Origin of the sequence: Leptospira yanagawae serovar Saopaulo str. Sao Paulo = ATCC 700523 (assembly GCF_000332475.2) — a bacterium.
Taxonomy (GTDB): Bacteria; Spirochaetota; Leptospiria; order Leptospirales; family Leptospiraceae; genus Leptospira_A; species Leptospira_A yanagawae.
Genome location: NZ_AOGX02000047.1, coordinates 1 through 22,585 on the forward strand (window position 1 = coordinate 1; position 22,585 = coordinate 22,585).

Consider the following 22,585-nt stretch of genomic DNA (forward strand, 5'->3'; position numbering starts at 1 on the left):
TTGTGCTGATCATTTTTGTCTCCACCTAACTTTAATTTTGATTCAGAATCCAAAAGGAAACTTGCCTTTGAAACAATTTCATCGTCTTCTTTGAGACCGTCGATGACTTCGACCCACTCGGAAGAAGAAAAACCAGTTTTAATTTTTTTTGGAACAAATTGATTTTGGCCAGTTTTGTGGTACACCAAATCCGACTTACCAGTTGGCAAAATGGAATCTTTTGGAATCCGTAAAACATTAATTTTTTGGATTTCATAAGATCCTTGGACAAACATTTGAGGTTTGAATCCATTGGTTGGATCCTTTACTTCACACCAAACAGAAATAGTACGAGTTTCTTCATTTATAAGATTCCCTATTGCTACAATTTTAGCTTTTTTGAGTTCATTTGATACGTTTTCTGTAACGATATCGATACTCTTTCCAACTTTTAAAAATGGACTGTCATTTTCATAAACCTGGAATACAAGTAAGGATGATTTTCCAGTTTTTCCGGTTAAAAACAAATCAACATTTTTTGAAAGTGCATACCGAACTTGCGAGTCACTTAATCCCAATTTGGCGAACTTCAAACGAATTCCTTGTTTTAATTCTTTCCCCCATTCTCCATCATTTGAGATCGATTTGTATTCATTCACTGTTGAAAAAATTTCAGGATCATAAGCTACCTGCCCACTCAGATTGATGGATTTATGAATCTCTCCCTTTGCAACAAACACTGTTTCTAAATGCAAAATCGATTGTTTGTTATCTGATAATTTCAAACTAGGTTCACCCTTTGGAGACTCATCAGCATTCAAATTGGAATGATCTGCGTGATTTGTACCAACAGGCTCTTCTTCTTTTTTGACAAGTTGCATCCCACAAATCGGGCATTCCCCTGGATGATCCGTTTCAATCTGTGGGTGCATCGGGCATGTATACACTTCTTTATGGTTATGTGTTGTTTCTCCACATGATACCAAAAAGATCGCTAATAATAAACTGATGAGTAAAAGTGTTTTAGTTCTCATAATTCCCTCCTTCAGGAAGTAAGTGATTGGTTAGTTGCAATAACTTCAAAACAGAGGCCCATCTTCTAAACTGAATTTGGTGTAATTGAGATTGCATCTCTAATGATTCGATGATGAATTCATAACTTTCACCAAGTAACGATTCGCCTTTAGAATAAGAAGAAAGTGAAGTTTTGATATTTCTCTGTAAGGTTGGTAAAAGGTTAACTTGGTAGTTTTGGAGACGTTCTATATTCCCTCGCCAAGCTTCAACAGTTGCATAGTATTCGGACTGAATTCTCTTTCGTTCTTTTTCTTTTTCTTTTTGTAACCTTGTGATTTTTACTGCATTGGATTGGTTGAGTTCATCCACTTTTGACAAAGACCAAACGGGCAGACGAACCGTCACACCTGCACTCCAAAGATCACCTGCAAATTCAGGATTGTCCATGATCGCTACATTCAAAGGGCCACTATCCAATAAAAATGGTTTGCGACGTCTTTCCATATAACTCACAAACACTTCAAAATCAGGAAAATGAAGTAGTTCATCTTTTTTCGATTCCTGAATTGCTTTGGACTGGTTTACTTCTGCATATTGAATTGCTGGTATTTTTGAAATTGAATCTTGTGTTAACTCCTGTTCTATATACTTTTCTTGTTTAGAAAGGTATTCAATGATTTCTGTTTCAGAAATATGTGGCTCACTTAAGTGATCATCATAAAATTTTAATGACTCTTTTAGTTCTCTTAAACCAATATTCCTTTCTGTGATTCTATCTTTGATTTTTAGAATTGCATTTTTTGTTTTTAATGCATTTGTGATTTTCGATTGGGTTGCAGCATATTGTGCTGATTCTAATTTGATTTTGGTCTCAAGTTGTTTTTGAACCGTTTCTAAATCAGCCAACTCCCTTTCAATTGCTGCAACAGAAAGGATAAGTTCAAAATAAGATTTCAAAAACTCATTTTGGATCCAAACTCCTGTCCAAAAATCCAATTCTGAATCCGATTTTAATATACTTTTTTCTAAATCTAATTTCCCAGGAAAGGGTATTTCTTGAGATACCGAATACTCCTTTCCTGTCATACTGGGAGTGTCTGGCCTTGCCCTATCGGTATTAAAACCGGAACGATAGGGGTAGGATCTGTATGCAAATCCAATTTTTGGATCAGGGTAAACATCTGCATGTTTGGATCGAAATTCTTTTTCTTTTGCTTCTAAGAATTTCAATGAAACTACTGGATGTGTTTTTAAAATTTTATTTATTTTTTTATGGATACCATCTGTACTTTCACCAGAAATCTGAACTGAAAATGCATAAAATATAAATAATGTAGTATATATGAATATACGTATGTAATGTAACCTCATAATTGTGACCTGCCCCCATTTTCAGTACCAATGGATAAGTTAGTTTTCTCTAAACATTTCAACCATAAGATCGCTTAAACTCTGAAGGAGTCAAGTAATTCAATGAAGAGTGAAGACGCTCGTCGTTGTATTCCTTTTGGAAAATTCGCAAAGCATCGGTTAACTCTCTTTGATTTTTAAAGTAGTGTAGATTCAAACACTCATCTCTAAGTTTACCATTGAAACTTTCTATAAATGCATTTTGTGTTGGTTTTCCTTTTTCAATAAAGTGAATTTCTATCCCCTTATCTTCTGCCCATTTCTGGAAGTCTTTGGATGTAAATTCTGTTCCATTATCCAAAACAAATGCTCTTGGAAGTCTTTCGAGGGTGTTTAAATATCTGATCAACTTTTCTGACGAAAAAGTAAACTCTGCCTGAAGTATGGTATTCTCTCTTGTTAAATGATCAATACCTGTTAAAATTCTTTGCTTTCTTCCATCAATCGTCCGTTCGAAAACAAAGTCCATTGACCAAACTTCGTTTGAATTCTTAGGCAATGGTAGTTGCTGTGATGATGCATTTCTTTTCTTTCGCTTCGGTTTTGTCCTTATTTTAAGCCCTTCTAAGCAATATAGTCGATATACTTTCTTATGATTGATTGTCCTACCCGACCTTCTTAACCTTCGGTAAATTCGTCGATAGCCTTCCCGTTTCCATCGAAAAGCAAGTCTTCGAATTTCGTTCATTGTCTCTTCATCAATAGCTTTCGGCTGATAATAATAACTTGATTTAGGAAGAAGAACAACATCTAGGCTTCTGTTTAGAGAAAGTCCCTCTTCAACTAGCAGATCAACTGCTCTCTCCTTCGTTGATCTGCTCAAAACTTTTTTCCCAAAACATTCTTAATTGCTTGGATTTCGAGAGCCATGTCAGCTACCAATCTTTTGAGATTTGAATTTTCCTGCTCGAGTGCCTTCATCTTCTTGATTTCGCTAAGCTCCATTCCTCCATACTTGTTACGCCAGCGATAAAATGTTTGTTCAGTGATTCCGTATTTTCGTGAAAGTTCCTTGATTGGAATACCTGTTTCTGCTTCCTTTAATATCCGAAAAATCTCGCTTTCTTCTATCTTCTTTCTTGCCATAATGCTCTCTCCTTAATATCGGAGAAAACTAACTTAAATATCGGTGCAGTTTTTGGGGAGCAGGTCAATTGAACCTCCAATTTTTAATTGTATAAAAATTGGTTTGGTTTAGATGAGAAGTCTGATGGTTTTTTGTTGGAGTTGGATTTTATTTGGGATGGATTCGGATAAACTTATGCTCTTCTGCCATTCAAAGTTCAGAACTGGTAAATCCAAGTGTGAGAGAACGTAGAGTTTCTGAAGTGAGACTCGGACCAATTTGGAAAATTCAATTTGAAAGGTAAACGATTCTGAGTTTGAAATCTAATCACACTGGCAAGAATCTCCATTCGATTTTCCATTGGAAGTTGCCTCTTCCTGCGAATCAGAATGGCAAGGCATCACAAACTCTTTTGAGGCTCCAAGATCGGGTTCTCCATTGGTGAATCCAATTTTGGGACAAGGGAAAAACCCGGCAGCACACACCAGAACAAAAGCAAAAGTTGTCAAAAGAACTGCGCTAACAATTCGTTTTTCCTTCCCATGTTTTGATTTCTTAGTGTTCACAATACCAATTAGACAAAACCCAGAAACCAAAGGAAGGAAAAAAATATACGGAAATCCTATTTCGCTTTCATCGAATTTGGTTGGCCCGTGGAAGCAAGGAGTGCCCTCCACAATGTACTCCGTTCTGGCCTTAGGACTTTTCGTTCGGCAATGGCAAGAGAGATCGGCATCACGGTAAATACATTGTTCCAAATCCCAACGACACAACCCGTTCGACCGGCAAACGCGGCATGTACGGCATTCTGAGCGAGAAATCCGCAGAAAACTGAATCTTCTGCATTGGCAGGAACAGAACGAATGATGTAACTCGGATCAATGTATTTTAGATTCAGAGCCGCTCCTTCTTTTTGAAAGTATTCGGTGATTTTATCTTTCATAAAAACTCCGATGTCCGCCAACTTCTTGTTACCCGATCGATCCTTTTCACCTTTGTCTTCAAAATACTTTTGTCCAGCCCCTTCTGCCACAATGACAACGGCATGCCCTCTTCGTTTCACACGATCAAGTAAAACTGGCAGGAAGGCACCATCGCCTTCTAAATCAAAATCAAGCTCTGGGATGAGGACAAAATTTACATTTTTAGAAGCCAATGCAGAATTCACGGCAATGAATCCTGAGTGGCGTCCCATTAGTTTCACAAGACCAATCCCATTTGATGCACCTTTTGCTTCTTCGTGGGCACAATTGACAGCTTCTACCGCCTTACTAAATGCAGTGGAAAACCCAAAAGTTTTTTGGACATAATTGATATCATTGTCGATGGTTTTAGGAATGCCAACAATCGCGATGTCTTCCTTTCGTTTTTTGATTTCGGCTTGGATGGCCTCGGCCCCGCGTAAGGTCCCGTCTCCTCCAATACAAAACAACATCTTCACTCCATATAAAAACAAAGTATCCACCATATCTTCAATCTTCTGATTGCCCCTCGAAGACCCAAGGATGGATCCGCCAAAATTCATGATGTGGGCCACCTTATCAGGTGTGAGTTCAATGGGACGATGTCCCGATTTTTTTACCAAACCCTCATACCCAAAAGGAAAACCAAGAATCCTTGGGACTTTGTAACGGTAATGCAATTCCATGACAAGCGCTCGGATCACATCATTGATCCCAGGGCAGAGACCACCACAAGTGACAATGCCTGCTGTTACTTCTTCAGGTCGGTAGTAGATTTTTTCCTTTGGGCCAGCTTGTTCAAAGAATACTGGGCTGGAATCGATGGTTTTTTTGGCATCTTCTTGCCCTGAAAAGATGGTTTGGAAAAGGACAACGGAATTGTCTTCTGTCCAGTAGTCGTAACCCGCAGGGTTTGGGATGGTGCATGGTCCAAATTGTTCTACTTTGGTATCGTTTTGATTCATCGGTCTCACTTATAACAAAAAAAGAAAGAGAAGAAAGCAAATTTCATTGCCAAACAAAGGAAAATCAGACAGAAATGCTTTTAGATGCTAAAAAAGATCACTCTTATCTCCATTCTCGTATCCCTTACGAGCCTAACTCTTTTAGCACAAGGATTACCTTTTTTCTCGAGTTATTCCTTTACTGATCCAAGGGCATCCCTCTTCCAAGTAGGCGGATCGCATAATGGTAATTTGGCGATCCTTATCCCATTCCGATTCCCAAAGGAATTGGAACTTGGTGCCCACACTAGTTTTTCCAAATCCGACGATCCCATTGCAGGCATTCAGATTTTTTCACCAGTGATTCCTTTTTCCTCGGTCAATCCTTACCGCAACCCAGAAGGAAATTTTGATGTTAGACCAGAAAGGTCAAATGCAGCAATTCTTTCCTACCAACCGAATGTGACCTACGTGTACTATCGCAATGGATTTACATTTGACTTAGGGCTTAGCATGGGTATGTCACTGAACCAAGCATCTGGTGGGTACGTGGATGTAGCAGAATCAAAAGTGCGAATCAAATACCGACTCAATCGCAATTTATTTTCTTTTATCAAAAATTCACGTTGGGAATTATTTTTACAACTCTCCGAATTACACCGGTTTGATGCATCCGAATATTCCAATCGTTTTAATTCCTCCATTCGTGCCCAAGAACCTTCTCGTACAAACTTCGTCGGTAGACAAGTTTACGTCACACCAGGGATCAGTATTTCGAATAGCAACCTCACCTTTGAAGGGATGGTACGAGTTCCCATCAATGCAAGAGAAGCTGGACGCACACTCGACGAACTATGGGCTCCGGAGATCCAAGGAAACTTAGGACTCAAGTACTATATGCCAGTCACTCCTTCCCGCTCCAATTAAAACCAATTACTGGGCGCCTCGCATCTGTTAGGGGATTCAGATTAAATTGTAAAACGACCGCGCTATCCGCTCCAATCTTTCCGAACTGTTTGTAGATGAAAATTTAATCTCTAAGGAAAGGATTTCCGCTTCTATCGCTGGCGCGGGAGGGGGGGGTTGAAAAGGCAGCCAATCATTTACAAATGTTTAAGAAGGATTACTCTCTTTTACACATTGCTTATTTCGGCTAGAAATCATTCAATGAGTTCTGTTTGCATTGCGCATTCAGAATCATTCTTATGTGAAGTCAGCTTCCAACATAGCGAACGTTATGGTCAAGATTATTGTTTTGTCAAGGCTCAATACTCTCATTCACAATTTGGCCCATTGCATACTCCAGCTCTCATTTATATACATACCTTCGTAACGAGTTGCGGGTTTATATATTTATTTTCCATTCTCATATTTAGGCCAATAATTAATTTCTACACCGTAACCATCATATTCTCCGTCTTTATGTCCGCCAGTGTATCTGACATGATTATTGGAATCATAGCCAGTACCTTTACCATTTTCTATTCCCTTTTTGAATTGACCTTGATAAAGACCACCATTCCAAAAGATAATTTCCCCGTAGCCATTTTGGCAATTCCCTTTATAACAGAGTCCACCTTCACTAAATCGACCTACATTTGGAAGTACTTTATCAACACTACCAGTCCCACCACAACCAGTAGTATTTTCCGGTAAATTATTGCAAGATACTCCAGTTTTCAATTTCGCTTGGGCTTTCGTCATATTATAGACTTTTTCTTTTTTTGTTGGTTTAGCCACTGACGATGGCTCAACTATCTCTATATAAAATTTGCGAAGTTCATGATAATGTGTCTTTTCTTTTACAATTCAATAATTATTTTTCTTTTTGCAATCTTCTTCGGTATAACCATCCATTATATTTGAAATTTCTTTATTCCTTTCTTCAATGGGATACTGCAACAAATAAAGACAAGCATCCTCGTTAATGCCTGGGTACGTATTCACGCCCCAGCCAGGTGCCTTTGGATCATCTTGGTTATATTCTCCTGGCACCCATTCATCTTGTGAGTTTTTAACCTTGTGCAAAATCTTATAAAAAACCACAGTTTTATTCAGAGTAAATATACTCAGAGTGATATAACCCTGCAAAGAATACTTAACCATTCCGGGGGATTCACTTTTTTTCATTTCTTTTTCACCAAAATGAAAAACTCGATCAAATTCAAATGAGTTACCGTTAATCTTTCTTTTTCTAGGCTTTAAATATGTACTCGACATCGAAGCTCCATCTGGATACATAATTTTTAAATCATCTTCCGTTGTTTTCCCAATTACCGGTAAATTCTTCGGATCAAACTTGAAATTCGTAGGTTTACTGGAAAGAATATCGTTTCTCAATGGCTCAGGTACATTTGATTTCTGACATTCCATCGTAAAAAAACACAAAACTGGTATTAGGAGGTAATTGAGAATTTTCATTTTTGACTATTTTCCTTTTTTTATCGCCCCGTCATAAGTATAACTCCCATGACATCCGATCGGATTAATGAAATACAAGCAGAGTGTGCTAGTATTTCACCCGACAATTTCGCAAAGAAGCAGTGGTCACACATTCCCTAATTAGAAAAATGATTTTTACCACATACTCATTCCTGGGAGGGAAGACGTATACAACCACCAATACCAACATAAGCACCAAAGTAGCGAGAAGAAAGCTAAATTTGTTAGAATTAGCAAATGAATTAAGCAATGTAAGCAAAGCGTGTAAGGTCATGGGCTACTCCAGACAACAGATTTATGAGATCAGAAGGAACTACCAAACGTTTGGTTCAGAAGGTTTAATCGACAGAGTTTCTGGAACGACCAACCCCCATTCAAGCCGATTGTCTCTTGGGGAACTCTTCATACTTCGAAAATGCCAATCATTGTCGTCCAGACTTTAAACGGAAGTTCTTCTTTTATTCCAAGACCACAAAGCAACGGATATGTGGAAAGTCTCGATAGAGCTTTGCTTGACGAACGCTTCAGAGTCGCTTATAGAACAAATTTTTATGTATCAGTCCATGATATGGAAAAAGATTTCCAAGTTTATATCAAGTTCTATAACAACGAAAGATCCCACCAAGGCAGAAATATGAACAGGAGAACACCCTATCAATTTTTCCTCGATGGAATCCGAGAATTAAAACAGCGAGAAGATCAATATTCTAAATTAAGTTAGAGAATTATGTAAGTCGAATACTGTATCTGTACAACTTATCGAACTATCCTTCGATAAGTTTGTTTTGGAGTGTTTCAGGCTCAAAATTAGCAATCAAAATTTATCATGTCAATAAATGAGTCACTATTTAACATCTCTTCACGATATTGAGTCCATTGAAATTTGATTTTAGAATTATTGAGCCGATAGGCTCTTAAGATTTTTTTTAAAGGCTTTTCAGATTTCATATCTACCAAAAAATAAAAAATTTTCGCTTTATTTTTGCATACGTAAGTTTGATTTAAAATCTTTGATTTAATAATTCTATATTTTATGCCCTCAGAATTAAGAAATTCCAAAGATTCGTCGCTGTAAATTCCTAAATCTTTTTTTACCTTCCGTATATCAATTTCTTTATAAAAGTTACTTCTTTTCTCGGGTTTGTAGAAAAAAAGAAAACCTTTTTTGTAATACTTTTTTTGATCCAATACTTTTTTCATTTTATTAAATTCAAGTAAATGTTTTGATATTAGAATTCTTTCGTTTTCATCTACATAAGGCAAACTATATGTGGATTCATCTAGACGCTCATCTGGTTTGTAAAATTTGACTTCATATGATATGATATTGTTTTGACTATCGATAATAATTTCATCTATAATTGTTTTCTTTTTATCCGAAGTTGATTTGAATTTAAAACTATCTAATAATTCGCCAGCGTTATATTGAATTCTCTTTTCCTCAATTAACACTTTTTTCACTTTTTGATTCCTCAAGAATTTTGACCTTTCAAAAAGTAAAAAATTCAAAGCATCAAACCCAACTTTTTGTTTTAATTGATCATCAAGTGTAAGAAATGCCGCAGGAGTATTCATATCGTTAACAACCTCGATATAAGCAATTGCTTTCGCTCTAGAACTTTCTTTGCTAAAAATATTAGTTGTAAAAATTGTTAAAAATAACAAAGCGAAACATTTCATTTGATTAGTTCCCATTTTTCTTTTCTCCAAAAACAAACTCTTTCACCTGTCGTTGATACGAGCTATAATAATAGTTTTCTGGCAACTTTATGCTTTTATATTGATCTGATCCAGTAGTTAGTGGAGTGTTGGTCGTCACACTTGACTTTATCATCATATATTTGAAACCTATAGCTGAATTTGGAGCCATACTAACCTTCCGCCTTTGTATTCGCCAGTATTTTTATCATAATGCTTTTTCTCTTTGAGATGTTCAGGCCATACTTTAGCTGGCTGAGGTCCTATTATTTTTTGTTCTGGCTCTATAATTTTCGTTTCTTCATCAATCCGCTGAAAATAAAAATCGTGATTCGGATGCTTATATGGTTCTTGAGATTCTCCTTGTCTCATTTGAGGATCCAAAGTGTTACAACAATTTCCTAATATACAAATTATGTTGGATTCGTTTCGTCCATCCACTGATGATTTGCTTGTATCCTTGATCTTATACCCGCATGGGATTTTACGCTGGCGCTTAAACTTCAAGTAAAAATGTGATGTAAATATTCTGCTAAATTGATTCGGATAGGCATCAAATACGCATTCATACCGTTCTTCGAACAATATAAAATCACATCCTTTGCAAATTTCACATTCCATTCCATACTCGGCTGAAAATCTTTTGTAAAATAAGCCCGATTCATTGATTCCCAATAACTTTGTGATTTCTCAGCGATCACAGGACTAATTCCAATATAAACTTCTAATCCATTCAGTTTTTCTGAAAAAATATCAACCAATCTCATATCAAAAAATGGCTGAGTCAAAAATCCATCAGCCCCTGCATCTTTTTTCAATTCGATATAATCAAACTCATTTTTGATACCAACTCGATATTGATCAATCGCAGCAAATACTTTAAGTTGGGGTATTTCTTTTTTTAGTTTCTTGATCATTTGTATAGATGTAGTTGGGTAAACTCGTTTTGACATATCTGTAGGTGGGTCACCTTTGATGACAACAACCGACGGGATCTGATTCGATTTTAGAGTATGAATCAAATTTTCGCAATTGTTTATATCAAAATCAATGGCTCGTATATGAGGGATCACATTAGAGAAAATTGGCCGAACAGAAGACGCCACTTCCCAACTTCGATTATCGAATCTTAGTAAATCTGGTATATTAATTCCTGTTATTTGATGAAATTTACTTTTAACAAAATTCACATCTTGCAAAACCGAATTTATATCTCTTGGAACGATTTCTAATAGAATTTGATTCATGGGCTGACCTTATATAATATGCTGAAACGCAGGTAAAAAACAATTGGATGAGATTAGAAATTTGCGCTGATATTAACACATAACTTCCGGCAAATCATTGGTATTTAATCCAATCGCTATCAAACCATGATTTACCAAATTGCCCGAATTAGACCACTCCATAGGATCATTGTTACAAAGATTGCTCTAATCCTTCTCGTTAAATCGTTTCCAAGACAAGTCGACATCCATTTTGGATATATTTTCTTTTTTTCGCGAGATACGAAACTTTTGTTTGTCCCACACAATCATGGTTTCTTCTGTAGGGCAACTCACCTCTCCACAACTCACTTCCAAAATTTCCAATTCTGCTTCTTTTGGAATGTTTGTATATGTTTGTAACCACTCTGCAAGTTTTGGATGGAAGGAAAATCCATCGATGAGTTTCCCTGTTGCAACCGATTTCCAACCGTGGTTGTGTGATGATCCAGAAACTGCCATAGAGACCTCCATTTTCGTCCAATCAGAACAAATCATTGTCACTATGTAACAATGATTTGTTTGTTGTCTTACCCTTTAGACTTACGTGAGGGGTCGTAGTTGAGAATTGGAGATAACCAACGTTCTACTTCCGCTTTCTCCATATCCTTTAATTTTGAATAAGTGTCCACTTGGTCTTCATTGATTTTTCCAATCGCAAAATAACGAGCTTCAGGGTGTGAAAAATAATACCCACTCACACTACTAGCAGGCCACATTGCACAAGACTCAGTGAGTTTAATCCCAGCATTTTTTTCCACATCGAGTAGTTTCCAAATCTTTCGTTTTTCGGTATGATCGGGACAAGCTGGGTAACCTGGAGCTGGACGAATGCCACGATACTTTTCGCGGATTAAGTCTTCGGTGGTTAGGTTTTCTTCTTTACCAAAACCCCATTCTACTCGCATTTTATGGTGCATGTATTCTGCAAATGCTTCCGCAAAACGGTCCGCAAGTGCTTTTACCAAAATAGAATTGTAGTCATCATGTTTGACTTCATAAGTCTTTGCTAACTCTTCGATCCCATGTCCAGCGGTGACTGCAAAAAAACCAATATAGTCATTTTTATTTTTTTCTTTCGGTGAAATAAAGTCCGCCAAACTATAATTTGGTTGGTTAGACATCTTTGTTGTTTGTTGGCGTAACATCGGATAAAATCCCAAGGATTCCGATTTATTTTCATCTGAGAAAATTTCAACCGTTTCACCGTGGGAAACTGCGGGGAACATTCCAACAACAGCTCTTGGTTTGAGATTAGGATTTTCCAACATCTGGTTTAAAATCGTTTGCGCATCATTATATAACGAAGTTGCTTCTTTTCCAATGACTGGATCTTTTAGGATTTGAGGGAAACGACCTTTAAGTTCCCAAGCCAAAAAGAACGGTGACCAATCGATAAATGGAATCAAATCCTTTAAAGTCACATCATCAAAAACCTTTACTCCCGTAAAACTCGGTTTTGGTGGTGTATACGAATCCCAATCTGTTGTAAATTTGTTTTGGATGGCATCGGTTATCGGAAGGATATTCCTTTCGTTCTCTCTTGAATAAAACTCCTCACGAATCCTTGCTTGTTCTTCTGAGATTGTTTTTGCGTATTCCTTTGTGGTTTGTGGGTTTAAAACACTATTCATCACATTCACAACACGGGAAGCATCCATCACGTGTAAAACAGGTTGAGAATATTGTTCGGCAATTTTAACAGCAGTGTGTGCAGGAGAAGTGGTAGCACCACCAATGAGGAGTGGAACTTTAAAGTCCAAACGTTCCATTTCTTTAGCCACATACACCATTTCATCAAGGGAAGGTGTGATAAGGCCAGAAAGACCTATTGCGGCTACATTTTCTTTTTTGGCAGTTTCTAGGATTTTTTCACAAGGAACCATAACCCCAAGGTCTATCACCTCATAGTTGTTACATGCCAGTACAACACCCACAATATTTTTCCCAATGTCATGGACATCTCCCTTTACGGTAGCAATAAGGAATTTAGCTTGTTTGCTTTCGTCTTTTTGGTTCCGTTTCTCTTCTTCCATATAAGGCATTAGGTATGCTACAGCTTTTTTCATTACCCGCGCACTTTTCACAACTTGAGGTAAAAACATTTTACCAGCACCAAAAAGTTCCCCTACTACTTTCATTCCATTCATGAGAGGACCTTCGATGACATCGAGAGGTTTTGCCAAACTTTGACGTGCTTCTTCAGTATCTTGTGTTACAAATTCATCGATCCCTTTCACAAGGGCGTGAGTGAGCCTTTCTTCAACGGTTCCACTGCGCCATACATCATCCTTCTTTTGGACTTTGGCTTCTCCATGGAAACTTCCAGCGGCTTCAATCAAACGTTCAGTGGCATCTGGCCTTCGATTGAGTAAAACATCTTCCACTAACTCGAGTAAGTCTTTCGGGATTTGTTCGTAAACTTCAAGCATCCCTGCATTGACAATTGCCATATCCATTCCAGCTTGGATGGCATGGTACAAAAAGGCAGAGTGCATCGCTTCCCGCACTGGGTTATTTCCACGGAACGAAAACGAAATATTACTAAGGCCACCAGAGACTTTGGCACCTGGGCAGATTTTTTTGATCTCTCTTGTTGCTTCGATAAAATCAACAGCATAATTATTGTGTTCTTCAATGCCTGTTGCAACCGTTAGGATGTTTGGATCAAAAATAATGTCTGTTGGTTCAAAATCCAATTTGGAAACAAGTAAATCATAAGCACGTTTGCAAATCCTTACTTTGTCATCTTTGGTTGCCGCTTGACCTTGTTCGTCGAAAGCCATCACGATGGCTGCTGCGCCAAACCTTTGGATGGTTCGAGCATGGTTTAAAAATGCCTCTTCCCCTTCCTTAAGTGAGATTGAGTTTACAATTGGTTTTCCTTGGATACACTTAAGGCCCGCAAGGAGTACTGACCATTTTGAGGAATCAATCATAAACGGAACACGTGCGATGTCTGGTTCTCCGGCAATCAAATTCAAAAATTTGGTCATGGAGGCTTCTCCATCGAGAAGCGCCTCATCAAAGTTAATGTCGATGATATTGGCACCAGCCTGTACTTGTTGTAAAGCAACTTGTACGGCTTCTTCAAAGTTCCCATCCAAAATCAGTTTTTTAAACTTAGGAGAACCGGTTACGTTATTCCTTTCACCAACGTTGATAAAACCTTGGTCTTTGGTTAATTTTAATGGTTCAAGCCCTGCAAAGGCACTGAGTTTTGGTTGTTCTTTGAGTGAACGAGGTTTGATTGATGCGACGGCTTCTTTTGCGGCACGGATATGAGCTGGTGTCGTTCCACAGCACCCACCAACAATATTTAAAAATCCAGCTTCCGCAAAATTTTTCATCCATCCACCAAACTCTTCAGGCGTTTGGTCATACCCACCAAAGGCATTCGGAAGGCCTGCATTTGGATAACAGGATACATAACAATCAGCCACACGTGAAATTTCTTCGATATAAGGTCGCATCTCACCTGCACCTAACGCACAGTTGATGCCAACTGCAAGTGGTTTTGCATGTTTGATGGATATATAAAATGCTTCACCTGTTTGGCCTGATAAAGTTCTCCCAGAGGCATCTGTTATGGTTACAGATAATACGACTGGAATACGGATCTTACGTTCTTCGAAAACTTTTTCGATGGCATAAATACATGCTTTGAGGTTCAAAGTATCAATATTGGTTTCTGGAAGTAATAAATCCACACCACCGTCAAGTAATGCAGATACTTGTTCATAAAAACAATCAACTAACTCATCAAAGGTGACAGCCCGGAAAGCAGGATTGTTTACATCAGGAGAAAGAGAAGCAGTTTTGACTGTTGGACCAATTGATCCTGCAATAAACACATCTGTTTTCCCTGTTTTTTCTTTATATTTCGCAACAGCATTTTTAGCACACTGCACTGCAGCTAGATTCAAATCTCTAACTGCAGATTCCATTTTGTAATCCGCTTGGGAAACAATATTAGAACTGAATGTATTCGTTTCGATGATGTCAGCACCTGCTTCCAAATACTCTAGGTGAACAGATTCAATGATGTCAGGCCTTGTGATCGCAAGTACGTCGTTATTACCTTTGATTGACAAAGGCCAATCCTTAAATCGATCTCCACGGAAATCATCTTCTTCCAAAGAATGCCTTTGGATCATCGTGCCCATGGCACCGTCTAAAACTAAGATTTTTTCCGTGAGTAATTTTAAGAGAGTTTTGGAAGAAGGATTGGTATATTCAAATTTCATAATATTTCTGTGTATAATAAAGGTATAGATTAAAGTAAAGGTGGGCGTTTACTTTCGTAATCCACCCACAATTTTGATTATTTACTCGGGTCGGAACATTTTGCACCTTTTAGAGGTGGTTTTGTTGTTACGATAACCGGGAATTTATTTGCTTCTTTTGCGTTCATTTCGATGGATGGTTTGTGTTTTTCTGGGACATCGTAGTCCGGGAAAATTGCATCAATCGGACATTCATATTGACAAGCATTACAATCAATACAAGTATCTGGATCGATGTACAATGTGTCCGGAGCTTCGTGAAAAGCTTCCACAGGACAAACTGCAGCACAACTTGTGTATTTACAATCAACGCAAATTTCAGTTACAACATACGCCATGAGAAACTCCTAATGCCCCTTCCAGAAACCTGAAAAGGGCAATCATTTTTAGTAGCGGTAGTGGTCCGGTTTGTATGGACCTTCAAGTGGAACACTGATATAATCAGCTTGTTTTTGAGAGAGTTTTGTTAAACGAACTCCCAACTGCTCCAAATGAAGTGCAGCTACCTTTTCATCCAAGTGTTTTGGAAGGCGATACACACCCAACTCATATTTCGTAGTGTAAAGTTCAATTTGAGCCAAAACTTGGTTTGTGAAGGAACTAGACATTACAAATGATGGGTGACCAGTTGCACAACCTAAGTTTACAAGTCTTCCTTCCGCTAAAACAATAATGGATTTACCATCAGGGAAAGTATATTTGTCAACTTGAGGTTTGATTTCTTTTTTAGTAACACCTTTTTCAGAATTCAAACGTGACATCTGAATCTCTGTATCAAAGTGACCAATGTTACAAAGGATCGCACCATCTTTCATCGCTTTCATGTGTTCAAGTGTGATGATATCGTCATTTCCTGTTGCAGTCACAACGATGTCTGCGTTTTCAATCACATCTTCTACACGAAGGACTTGGTATCCTTCCATCACTGCTTGGAGTGCACAAATTGGATCAATTTCGGTTACGATCACACGTGCTCCAAAGTTACGAAGGGATGCCGCAGAACCTTTTCCTACATCTCCGTATCCGCAAACGAGAGCTACTTTACCAGCAAGCATTACGTCAGTTGCACGTTTGATTCCGTCTGCAAGGGACTCACGGCAACCATAAAGGTTATCAAATTTTGACTTTGTTACTGAGTCGTTTACATTGATTGCAGGGATTTTTAAAGTTCCTGCTTTTAATTTTTTATGAAGTGCAATGACACCTGTAGTTGTTTCTTCAGAAACACCTTTGATGTCTGCAAGGAGTTGTGGGTATTTTTCATGGATGAAGTGAGTTAGGTCATGACCATCATCTAAGATCATGTTTGGCCCTTTGCCACCATCAAAGAATAAAGTTTGTTCAATACACCACCAGTATTCTTCTTCCGTTTCTCCTTTCCATGCAAATACAGGGATTCCTGCTTTTGCAATTGCTGCTGCAGCATGGTCTTGCGTTGAAAAAATGTTGCAAGAGGACCAACGAATGTCAGCACCTAATGCAGCCAAGGTTTCAATAAGAACCGCTGTTTGGATTGTCATGTGAAGAGATCCACAAATTCTTGCACCTTTTAATGGTTTAGAAGTTCCGAATTCTTTACGAAGTGCCATTAGACCTGGCATTTCCTTTTCTGCCAAAATGATCTCTTCTCTTCCCCATTCTGCGAGAGAGATATCCTTCACTTTGTATGGCAATCGTTCCGATTTTGTTTCAGTTGCTGTGGACATTTTGTCCTCCTTATTCCTTTGTTGCTTTGATAGTTAAAATTTTAAAACTTGAGTCGGTTTGGATTTCTCCAATGGCTTCAACACGGAAGCCGGCATTGGATAACCATGATTCAAATAATTCTGGTTCAAATCCAAGCCATAAATCAGCAAAATTATCTCGCATATATTCTGCGTTATGTTTTCCTAAATCAACGATACAAAATACTCCACCTGGTTTTAACACACGTGCGATTTCTTCTAATACAGTTGGTGGGTGAGATATATGGTGCATTACCATTGATGCAACAACCGCATCACAAGAGTTTGCCTGTAGTGGCAAATGTTCCATTGGAGTTTGAATGAGGCTCACACTTGGATTGTTTCCAAAGAGTATAGAGGCATTTTCGATCATTCGAGATGAGTTATCAACACCCGTTACATGTTTTGCTTTGTTTAGTAAAAATGGGATTAGACCACCAGGCCCACAGCCTAAATCTAAAATGTTTTCGCAAACTGGTAGTTCTTGTAAGATCCAAGACCGATAGAGTTTGGGGTGTAAGGTTTCTTCCTGTAATTTTTCCCAACTCTCAGCCACTCCATCAAAGAAGGACTTGGATTTTTTTTCACGTGCCTCAAGGATTTGGTGCACCATTTTTTGGTCTTTTTCCCGATTCGGGAGATCTTCTTTATACGATAACAATAATTTGGTGAGCTCCATCGGGAATTTTAATCCGAGGTTTTCTTCGTCTGGCAAAAAACTATACACCAAACTTCCTTCACGTCTGGAACCAATAAGCCCTGCTTCCGTTAGGATTTTTAAGTGGCGGGAGATTCGAGACTGGCCCATCCCCAAAATTTCCACCACTTCGTTCACAGAAAATGCCCCAAAACTTAAGATATGGAGGATGCGAATCCTGGTTTCATCGGAAATCGCCTTTGTGGCGGCCAATAAAAACGAGGAGTTTCGGATTGTGAGTAAGGTTTCCGCTGCCATATCCAAGATATCTACATATCAAGAAATCTTGATATGTAGATAGGGGCAAGCGAATTTTCAGTTGGGAGTGGAAATTCCCACCATTTTTAGGAAAGACTACGAGATTTTAAAGAAATTGATCTTTCTTTTTAGGGTTTCCGCTAAATTTGCGATCCCATTGGCCGTTGCCGTCATCTCTTCAAGCCCAGCGGCAGTGCCTTGGGTCAGGTCATTGATGCTAAAAATAGCCTGTGCCACTTCACCAATTGCATTTTTTTGTTCTTCCATGGAGAGACGGATGGCTTGGCTAATTTGGTTCACCTTGTCTACCTCTTCCCCTACCTTCTGGTTGATGATGAGCTGTTCTTTCGTACTTTTTTCGATGGTGTCGGTCATCTCATCAAAAGAACTCACACCTTGGATGATCCTTTGGATGAGAGAGATGGTTGTTTCGATGGTTTCCCTGCCACTTTCAATCTCCTTTTCGTTAGCTTGGATGAGCTCCCCAATATCTCCGATGGAAATGGCAGTTTTTTCAGCAAGTTTCCCAATTTCATCGGCAACCACTGCAAACCCACGCCCGTACACTCCCGCCCGAGCTGCTTCAATGGCAGCGTTTAACGCGAGTAAGTTGATTTGTTCAGAGATATTATTGATGATCTCAATCACACTTCCAATTTCCTCTGAACTATTACTAATTTTTGAAATGGAGTTTCTCATGGAATCGAGTGAAGATTGGCCAAGTTTTGCTTCTTCTGAAATTTGATTCACATCTTGAGAAGCTTTCCCTACTTGTTTTCCTGTGGCTTCGATCAGTTTTGAAAGTTCTGCCATTTTTCCTTTTAGGAAATCAACTTTGCGAAATTGATCCTCGGCTTGTGCATCAACGTTTTGCACAGCAGCTGAGATCTCTTCAATCGATGCAGAAATTTCTTCAGCAGAAGCTGCTTGTGTTTGTGCATTCGAAGATAACATATTGAGTGATGCTGACATTTGTTCGGCGGAAGCTGCTAAATCTTCAGAAAATGCTTGGTTTGAACCAACTACTTCCACAATTTGTTTGAGAGTGTAGTTAAGACCTCTCGAAAGTCGTGCAAATTCATCTGAGGATTCTAATTTTACTTTTGTGCGTAAGTCACCAACTTCTACATTCTGTAAAACTTTCCCAATCGATTTCATGGGACTGAATCTTGCAGCAAACAAAAAGTAAATGGCAAGTGCAATGACAATGGATCCAATTAAACTAATGACTGTTAAACCGAGAAGAGATGCTAAACTTTCCACTTCGATTTCTTTTAGATCAATTGTGGAAAAGAATTGGATTCCATATTTAGAACTCACTTTCCTTCTCAGTAAAAATGTGGATCCTTCCCATTGGTTGCGAAAAGAATCGGTTTCGCCTGCATTCATCGCAAGTTGGTCAAACTCAGATCCTTTAAAATGTTTCATCAAATATTTTGGATTTGGGTGGTATACCATCGTTGATTCACGATCGAGTAAAAAGGAATAACCTGTGGAACCAATTTTTACATTTTTAAGAAAGGATTCCATTGCTTTTCCTACTAAAAATGGCATCCCAACAAGCCCAATCACCGTTCCATTTGCGTTTTTAACTGGGGCTGTGATCATAATCACAATCTGACCACTGATAGGAGATTTTACGGCAATCCCAACATGAGGTTTGCCTTCTTTAGAGGCTTTTATATTCTCCATTACTTCGGGATCTCTTTCTAATTGATACCCAGCACTAATATTTCCTGGAAGTCCAGAGGCAACAATGGGTGTCCCTTCATCAAAAGAAGCAATGAATGAATTCTCTAGTAATAATTGTGTGTCGTTATATGCCTTTTCCAAGGCTGGTACAGCAAGTTTGTAATTTTTTGTTTCTAATGCTTGTTTTACGGAATTTAACGAGGCCACATCTTTTAAATTATTTTCTACCGCTTCAAAGTAAACATTGATGCCTGCCTCGTTACTTTGGTTAAAATTATAAAGTTGGTTTGAAAATGCTTTTTCCAAAGCTTTGGCGTTCACATTAAAGGAATAAATCAAAAGAAAAATTGATAACACAATCACCATAAAGGAAAACACGATGGGAACTGTGTTTTTTAAATTCCGATAGTATGGGGTGATCCTTTCCTCTAATTCCGATTGAAAGATTTCATCATCCAAAACTATATGAGATGCCTTTTCTAAAAATACGGAAGAGATAATAACATTGAGTAACGCCGTAAGGATCACACTACAGATAATGTAAAATCCATCTGACTTACTGGTTTCTGGTAAATACAATACAGGGAGTAAAACAATGGGAATGGCAAGTGCCCATTGTGAGGCACCTACGATGGCACCAAGGACTGGCATTTTTGCAATGGAATCCCAAACCTTGGTGTAGGTTTCTGGATTTTTTTTCTGTTTGCGATTCAAGTTCGACCAATCCATCCTTGATCGCTTTCAGTTTTTTGGGAAAAATGAAACTAGGTAGGAGTAACGTGATAAGAGCTGCGATGATAGCCGCGCCGAGAAAGGTTTTGATCTGTGTCGGACTTAAGTCTACATAAAACAAAATGAGTGAGATCCCAATGGGTACGACCACACCCAAGGAAAATACTTGGGATGCCAAATAGAAGGCTCGCGTATATCGTTTGTACAATTTCATTAAAACTTAGACCTTGGCTGAGTGTAAATTCAGCCAATGGTACGGCAAGGTTTTATGGATTTCCCCGAAGATTTCTAAAAGGAGAGTTTGAGTCCTAGGTTTGCAGAGTATAAATCCTTTCCACCATACAATCCTTCTGCAATGACCTTTAACATAAATAAATCCAACTCCAAACCAACGATTCCATAGCCAATCCCACGTCTGGAACTGGATTCCCCGCTGGCACGAAATCCAAGAGTCGCATTTGGGTTTTGGGCAAGTAACTCTTTGTCTAAAGCGGCTTGGTATTCCCTTGGAATCTCTAATGGAAGTGAGTCATTGGCAGATATGAGGAAGGGTCCTCTCCTCGAAAGTGTTGCTGAGTTACTTCCAGAATTCCAACTGTATCCTCCACCAAGGATCAAGTTTGCCACCCAAAAAAGACCAACACCCGTTCGTAGATCCACATTGGTAGTTTGTACTTTGGTATTAAAAAGAAAATTGGTGTCACCTCCCCATTTCCCTTTAACCCCTTGGAATTCGATTTGTGCAGCCTTTCCTTCTAAATAACTGAGACTTAAATTTTGTTCCATTACATGATGGCCCACACCAATATTGAGTCCATTCCATGTGATTAGGTTCATAAGGAACCCTTCTTTTTCGACGAGTTGGTACCGTAACATTCCACCATACGAACGTACGGTGATCCTTCCCTCATAATTCCTGTTATTCGATGCCGATTGCAATTGGTCTTGAGTGACCGCCACATTCATTCCATGTAAAAAGATTCCAAATCGACGAAGGAAACTTCCATCATCAGTTCCAAACAACCATCCTGGATTGATATCCAAGTGGATGGAAGGGATGGCTGCGCCCCCTACATTGGGAAGTTTTGGGTATTTAATGAGTTCATCTTGGATTTGGATGTCGTCTTTTTTATACCCCGCTGCAGAGGCACTCACCCCGACTTGGATGCGACGAACTGTACCCGTTCCTATGTTACCTGTTCCCACATTTGCTAAAAATCCAGCTTCTAAGTTGGTTTTTAAAACTTCGTTGAGATAACCTGTTTCAAATTTTTTTAATGAGGCATTGCCTGTTTCCGTGAGGGCTCCAGGCAAAAAACTACAAGCAGATCCTTCACATGTAAATTGGGCATACAACTCATTTTGTGAGATTGAGACTGCCAATGCAATAGAAAGGAAAACAATTTTTAGTTTCATAAAGTCCTTTGATTCTCTACTTAGAAACAACAATTGGAAAGCGATTTTCTCTCTTAAACGGAAACTTCTTTCGGTTTTTTTCCCGTACTAATCCAAAAAACGCCAGTAAGTACGAATATAGTACCAATACTATGTAGGATTGTAATTGGCTCTTCTAAGATCCAATAAGCCAAAAATAAAGTCGACATTGGTCCAACAGACCCAACAATTGCGGCCGTTTTACTCCCAACTCGTTTGATGCCTTCAGAAACAAAAACAGCAGGTACAACTGTATTCACTGTACCCATAAGAAACGCCAATAGATAAAATGACATTGGTTGTATCAGTTCTTTATAACTTCCAAATATCAAAAAATGCAAAAAAACAACAAGTGATGAGATGATAAGTGCCCAAGCAGTAAACCTTTTCGCACCTAACTTTGGTATAATGGATCCACTGCCCATAAGATAAATAGCATAGGTTAAAGCGGAAAGTAAGATAAAAAATGCACCAAGGCTTACGTCTTTGGGAGAACCCAATTGGACATCCTGTCCATATGCCAAAAAAACGCCCGTATAGGTCAAAATCAGTGAAAAGATTTCCCTTCCATGGATTTTCTTTTTTAAAAAGAAAAAGGATAATAACACAACAAGGGTTGGATAGATGAATAAAATGATTCGTTCTAAGCCAGCACTGATGTACTTTAATCCTAAAAAATCAAATAGGCTTGCGAGGTAATAACCAACCACTCCCATAAGCAGTACATTCCAATAGTCTTTTTTGGTTAAGGAAACCTTTTCAGAATTTTTTTCGGCCGACCATGCCATCCATACTAAAAATGGAAACGCAAAAAACATACGAAAGAATAAGGAACCAATGGCTGAAATTTCGTAACGATAGGTTAATTTCACAACAACGGCTTTTGCGCTAAATAATAATGCTCCAATAAGAACAAAGGCCACACCTTTCCATTCTACATGTGTATTTTCTTTCACAAATCCATCCTGGAAATCTGCAA

At 38.5% G+C, this 22,585-nt stretch carries 20 protein-coding genes and 1 pseudogene; 2 read left to right on the top strand and 19 right to left on the bottom strand.

The annotated features are described in order from the left end of the window. The 6 genes from LEP1GSC202_RS18040 to LEP1GSC202_RS18065 all read right to left on the bottom strand — a co-directional run. Positions 1-1,013: heavy metal-binding domain-containing protein (locus LEP1GSC202_RS18040; RefSeq protein ID WP_015679321.1), on the bottom strand; the 1,013-nt coding region annotated here is incomplete at its 3' end. After that, entirely contained in the window at positions 1,003-2,367 is a 1,365-nt protein-coding gene (locus tag LEP1GSC202_RS18045) for a TolC family protein (RefSeq protein WP_015679387.1), read from the bottom strand. The genes LEP1GSC202_RS18040 and LEP1GSC202_RS18045, both read right to left, overlap by 11 nt. Before the next feature lie 58 nt (positions 2,368-2,425). Next, a complete protein-coding gene (locus tag LEP1GSC202_RS18050; RefSeq protein WP_015675630.1) occupies positions 2,426-3,229 on the bottom strand; it encodes an IS3 family transposase in 804 nt (267 codons plus the stop codon). Continuing rightward, positions 3,226-3,492: a transposase gene (locus LEP1GSC202_RS18055; protein WP_015675631.1), complete on the bottom strand. Its 267-nt coding sequence runs from the start codon at positions 3,490-3,492 to the stop codon at positions 3,226-3,228. The genes LEP1GSC202_RS18050 and LEP1GSC202_RS18055 overlap by 4 nt, the downstream gene beginning before the upstream one ends. A gap of 303 nt (positions 3,493-3,795) precedes the next feature. Continuing rightward, positions 3,796-4,038: a hypothetical protein gene (locus LEP1GSC202_RS20300; RefSeq protein ID WP_015679351.1), complete on the bottom strand. Its 243-nt coding sequence runs from the start codon at positions 4,036-4,038 to the stop codon at positions 3,796-3,798. Between the two features lie 56 nt (positions 4,039-4,094). Continuing rightward, positions 4,095-5,399 carry an ATP-dependent 6-phosphofructokinase gene (locus LEP1GSC202_RS18065; RefSeq protein ID WP_015679274.1) on the bottom strand — a complete coding sequence of 435 codons (1,305 nt, stop codon included), beginning with the start codon at positions 5,397-5,399 and terminating at the stop codon, positions 4,095-4,097. 84 nt (positions 5,400-5,483) lie between these two features. Here LEP1GSC202_RS18065 and LEP1GSC202_RS18070 point away from each other — a divergent pair, with 84 nt between their 5' ends. Further along, positions 5,484-6,305 (top strand): hypothetical protein, encoded by an 822-nt coding sequence (locus LEP1GSC202_RS18070; protein WP_015679206.1) that lies wholly within the window; start codon positions 5,484-5,486, stop codon positions 6,303-6,305. A gap of 426 nt (positions 6,306-6,731) precedes the next feature. Here the strand turns inward: LEP1GSC202_RS18070 and LEP1GSC202_RS19530 are convergent, their stop codons facing one another. Further along, on the bottom strand, positions 6,732-7,118 hold the full coding sequence (locus tag LEP1GSC202_RS19530; protein WP_051125397.1) for an MORN repeat-containing protein: 387 nt from the start codon (positions 7,116-7,118) through the stop codon (positions 6,732-6,734). A 69-nt stretch (positions 7,119-7,187) separates the two neighbouring features. Continuing rightward, positions 7,188-7,799 (bottom strand): hypothetical protein, encoded by a 612-nt coding sequence (locus tag LEP1GSC202_RS19535; RefSeq protein WP_015679278.1) that lies wholly within the window; start codon positions 7,797-7,799, stop codon positions 7,188-7,190. Between the two features lie 149 nt (positions 7,800-7,948). Here LEP1GSC202_RS19535 and LEP1GSC202_RS20520 point away from each other — a divergent pair. Further along, a pseudogene (locus tag LEP1GSC202_RS20520) lies at positions 7,949-8,209 on the top strand (helix-turn-helix domain-containing protein); the annotation flags it as partial. Positions 8,210-8,627: 418 nt separating this feature from the next. Here the strand turns inward: LEP1GSC202_RS20520 and LEP1GSC202_RS18090 are convergent. The 11 genes from LEP1GSC202_RS18090 to LEP1GSC202_RS18140 form a co-directional block, all read right to left on the bottom strand. Further along, the gene (locus LEP1GSC202_RS18090; protein WP_156825430.1) at positions 8,628-9,515 is read right to left on the bottom strand and encodes a hypothetical protein; all 888 of its coding nucleotides are present in this window, start codon (positions 9,513-9,515) and stop codon (positions 8,628-8,630) included. A 153-nt stretch (positions 9,516-9,668) separates the two neighbouring features. Then, on the bottom strand, positions 9,669-9,890 hold the full coding sequence (locus LEP1GSC202_RS18095; RefSeq protein WP_015679420.1) for a hypothetical protein: 222 nt from the start codon (positions 9,888-9,890) through the stop codon (positions 9,669-9,671). Between the two features lie 131 nt (positions 9,891-10,021). Beyond that, on the bottom strand, positions 10,022-10,765 hold the full coding sequence (locus tag LEP1GSC202_RS18100; RefSeq protein ID WP_039929496.1) for a methylenetetrahydrofolate reductase: 744 nt from the start codon (positions 10,763-10,765) through the stop codon (positions 10,022-10,024). Between the two features lie 186 nt (positions 10,766-10,951). Then, on the bottom strand, positions 10,952-11,245 hold the full coding sequence (locus LEP1GSC202_RS18105; protein WP_015679328.1) for a hypothetical protein: 294 nt from the start codon (positions 11,243-11,245) through the stop codon (positions 10,952-10,954). A 68-nt stretch (positions 11,246-11,313) separates the two neighbouring features. After that, positions 11,314-15,030, bottom strand: coding sequence for a methionine synthase (metH, locus tag LEP1GSC202_RS18110; protein WP_015679283.1), 3,717 nt, complete (start codon positions 15,028-15,030; stop codon positions 11,314-11,316). 77 nt (positions 15,031-15,107) lie between these two features. Further along, positions 15,108-15,407, bottom strand: a complete 300-nt coding sequence (locus LEP1GSC202_RS18115; RefSeq protein WP_015679439.1) for a ferredoxin family protein — start codon at positions 15,405-15,407, stop codon at positions 15,108-15,110. Positions 15,408-15,455: 48 nt separating this feature from the next. Further along, positions 15,456-16,775: an adenosylhomocysteinase gene (gene ahcY / locus LEP1GSC202_RS18120; RefSeq protein WP_015679205.1), complete on the bottom strand. Its 1,320-nt coding sequence runs from the start codon at positions 16,773-16,775 to the stop codon at positions 15,456-15,458. A 10-nt stretch (positions 16,776-16,785) separates the two neighbouring features. Further along, entirely contained in the window at positions 16,786-17,748 is a 963-nt protein-coding gene (locus LEP1GSC202_RS18125; RefSeq protein WP_015679271.1) for an ArsR/SmtB family transcription factor, read from the bottom strand. 96 nt (positions 17,749-17,844) lie between these two features. Next, positions 17,845-20,154, bottom strand: a complete 2,310-nt coding sequence (locus tag LEP1GSC202_RS18130; RefSeq protein WP_244147774.1) for a methyl-accepting chemotaxis protein — start codon at positions 20,152-20,154, stop codon at positions 17,845-17,847. A 306-nt stretch (positions 20,155-20,460) separates the two neighbouring features. Beyond that, a complete protein-coding gene (locus LEP1GSC202_RS18135; RefSeq protein WP_039929501.1) occupies positions 20,461-21,588 on the bottom strand; it encodes an Lsa36 family surface (lipo)protein in 1,128 nt (375 codons plus the stop codon). 53 nt (positions 21,589-21,641) lie between these two features. Next, the gene (locus LEP1GSC202_RS18140; RefSeq protein ID WP_015679458.1) at positions 21,642-22,562 is read right to left on the bottom strand and encodes a DMT family transporter; all 921 of its coding nucleotides are present in this window, start codon (positions 22,560-22,562) and stop codon (positions 21,642-21,644) included. Positions 22,563-22,585 lie beyond the last annotated feature (23 nt).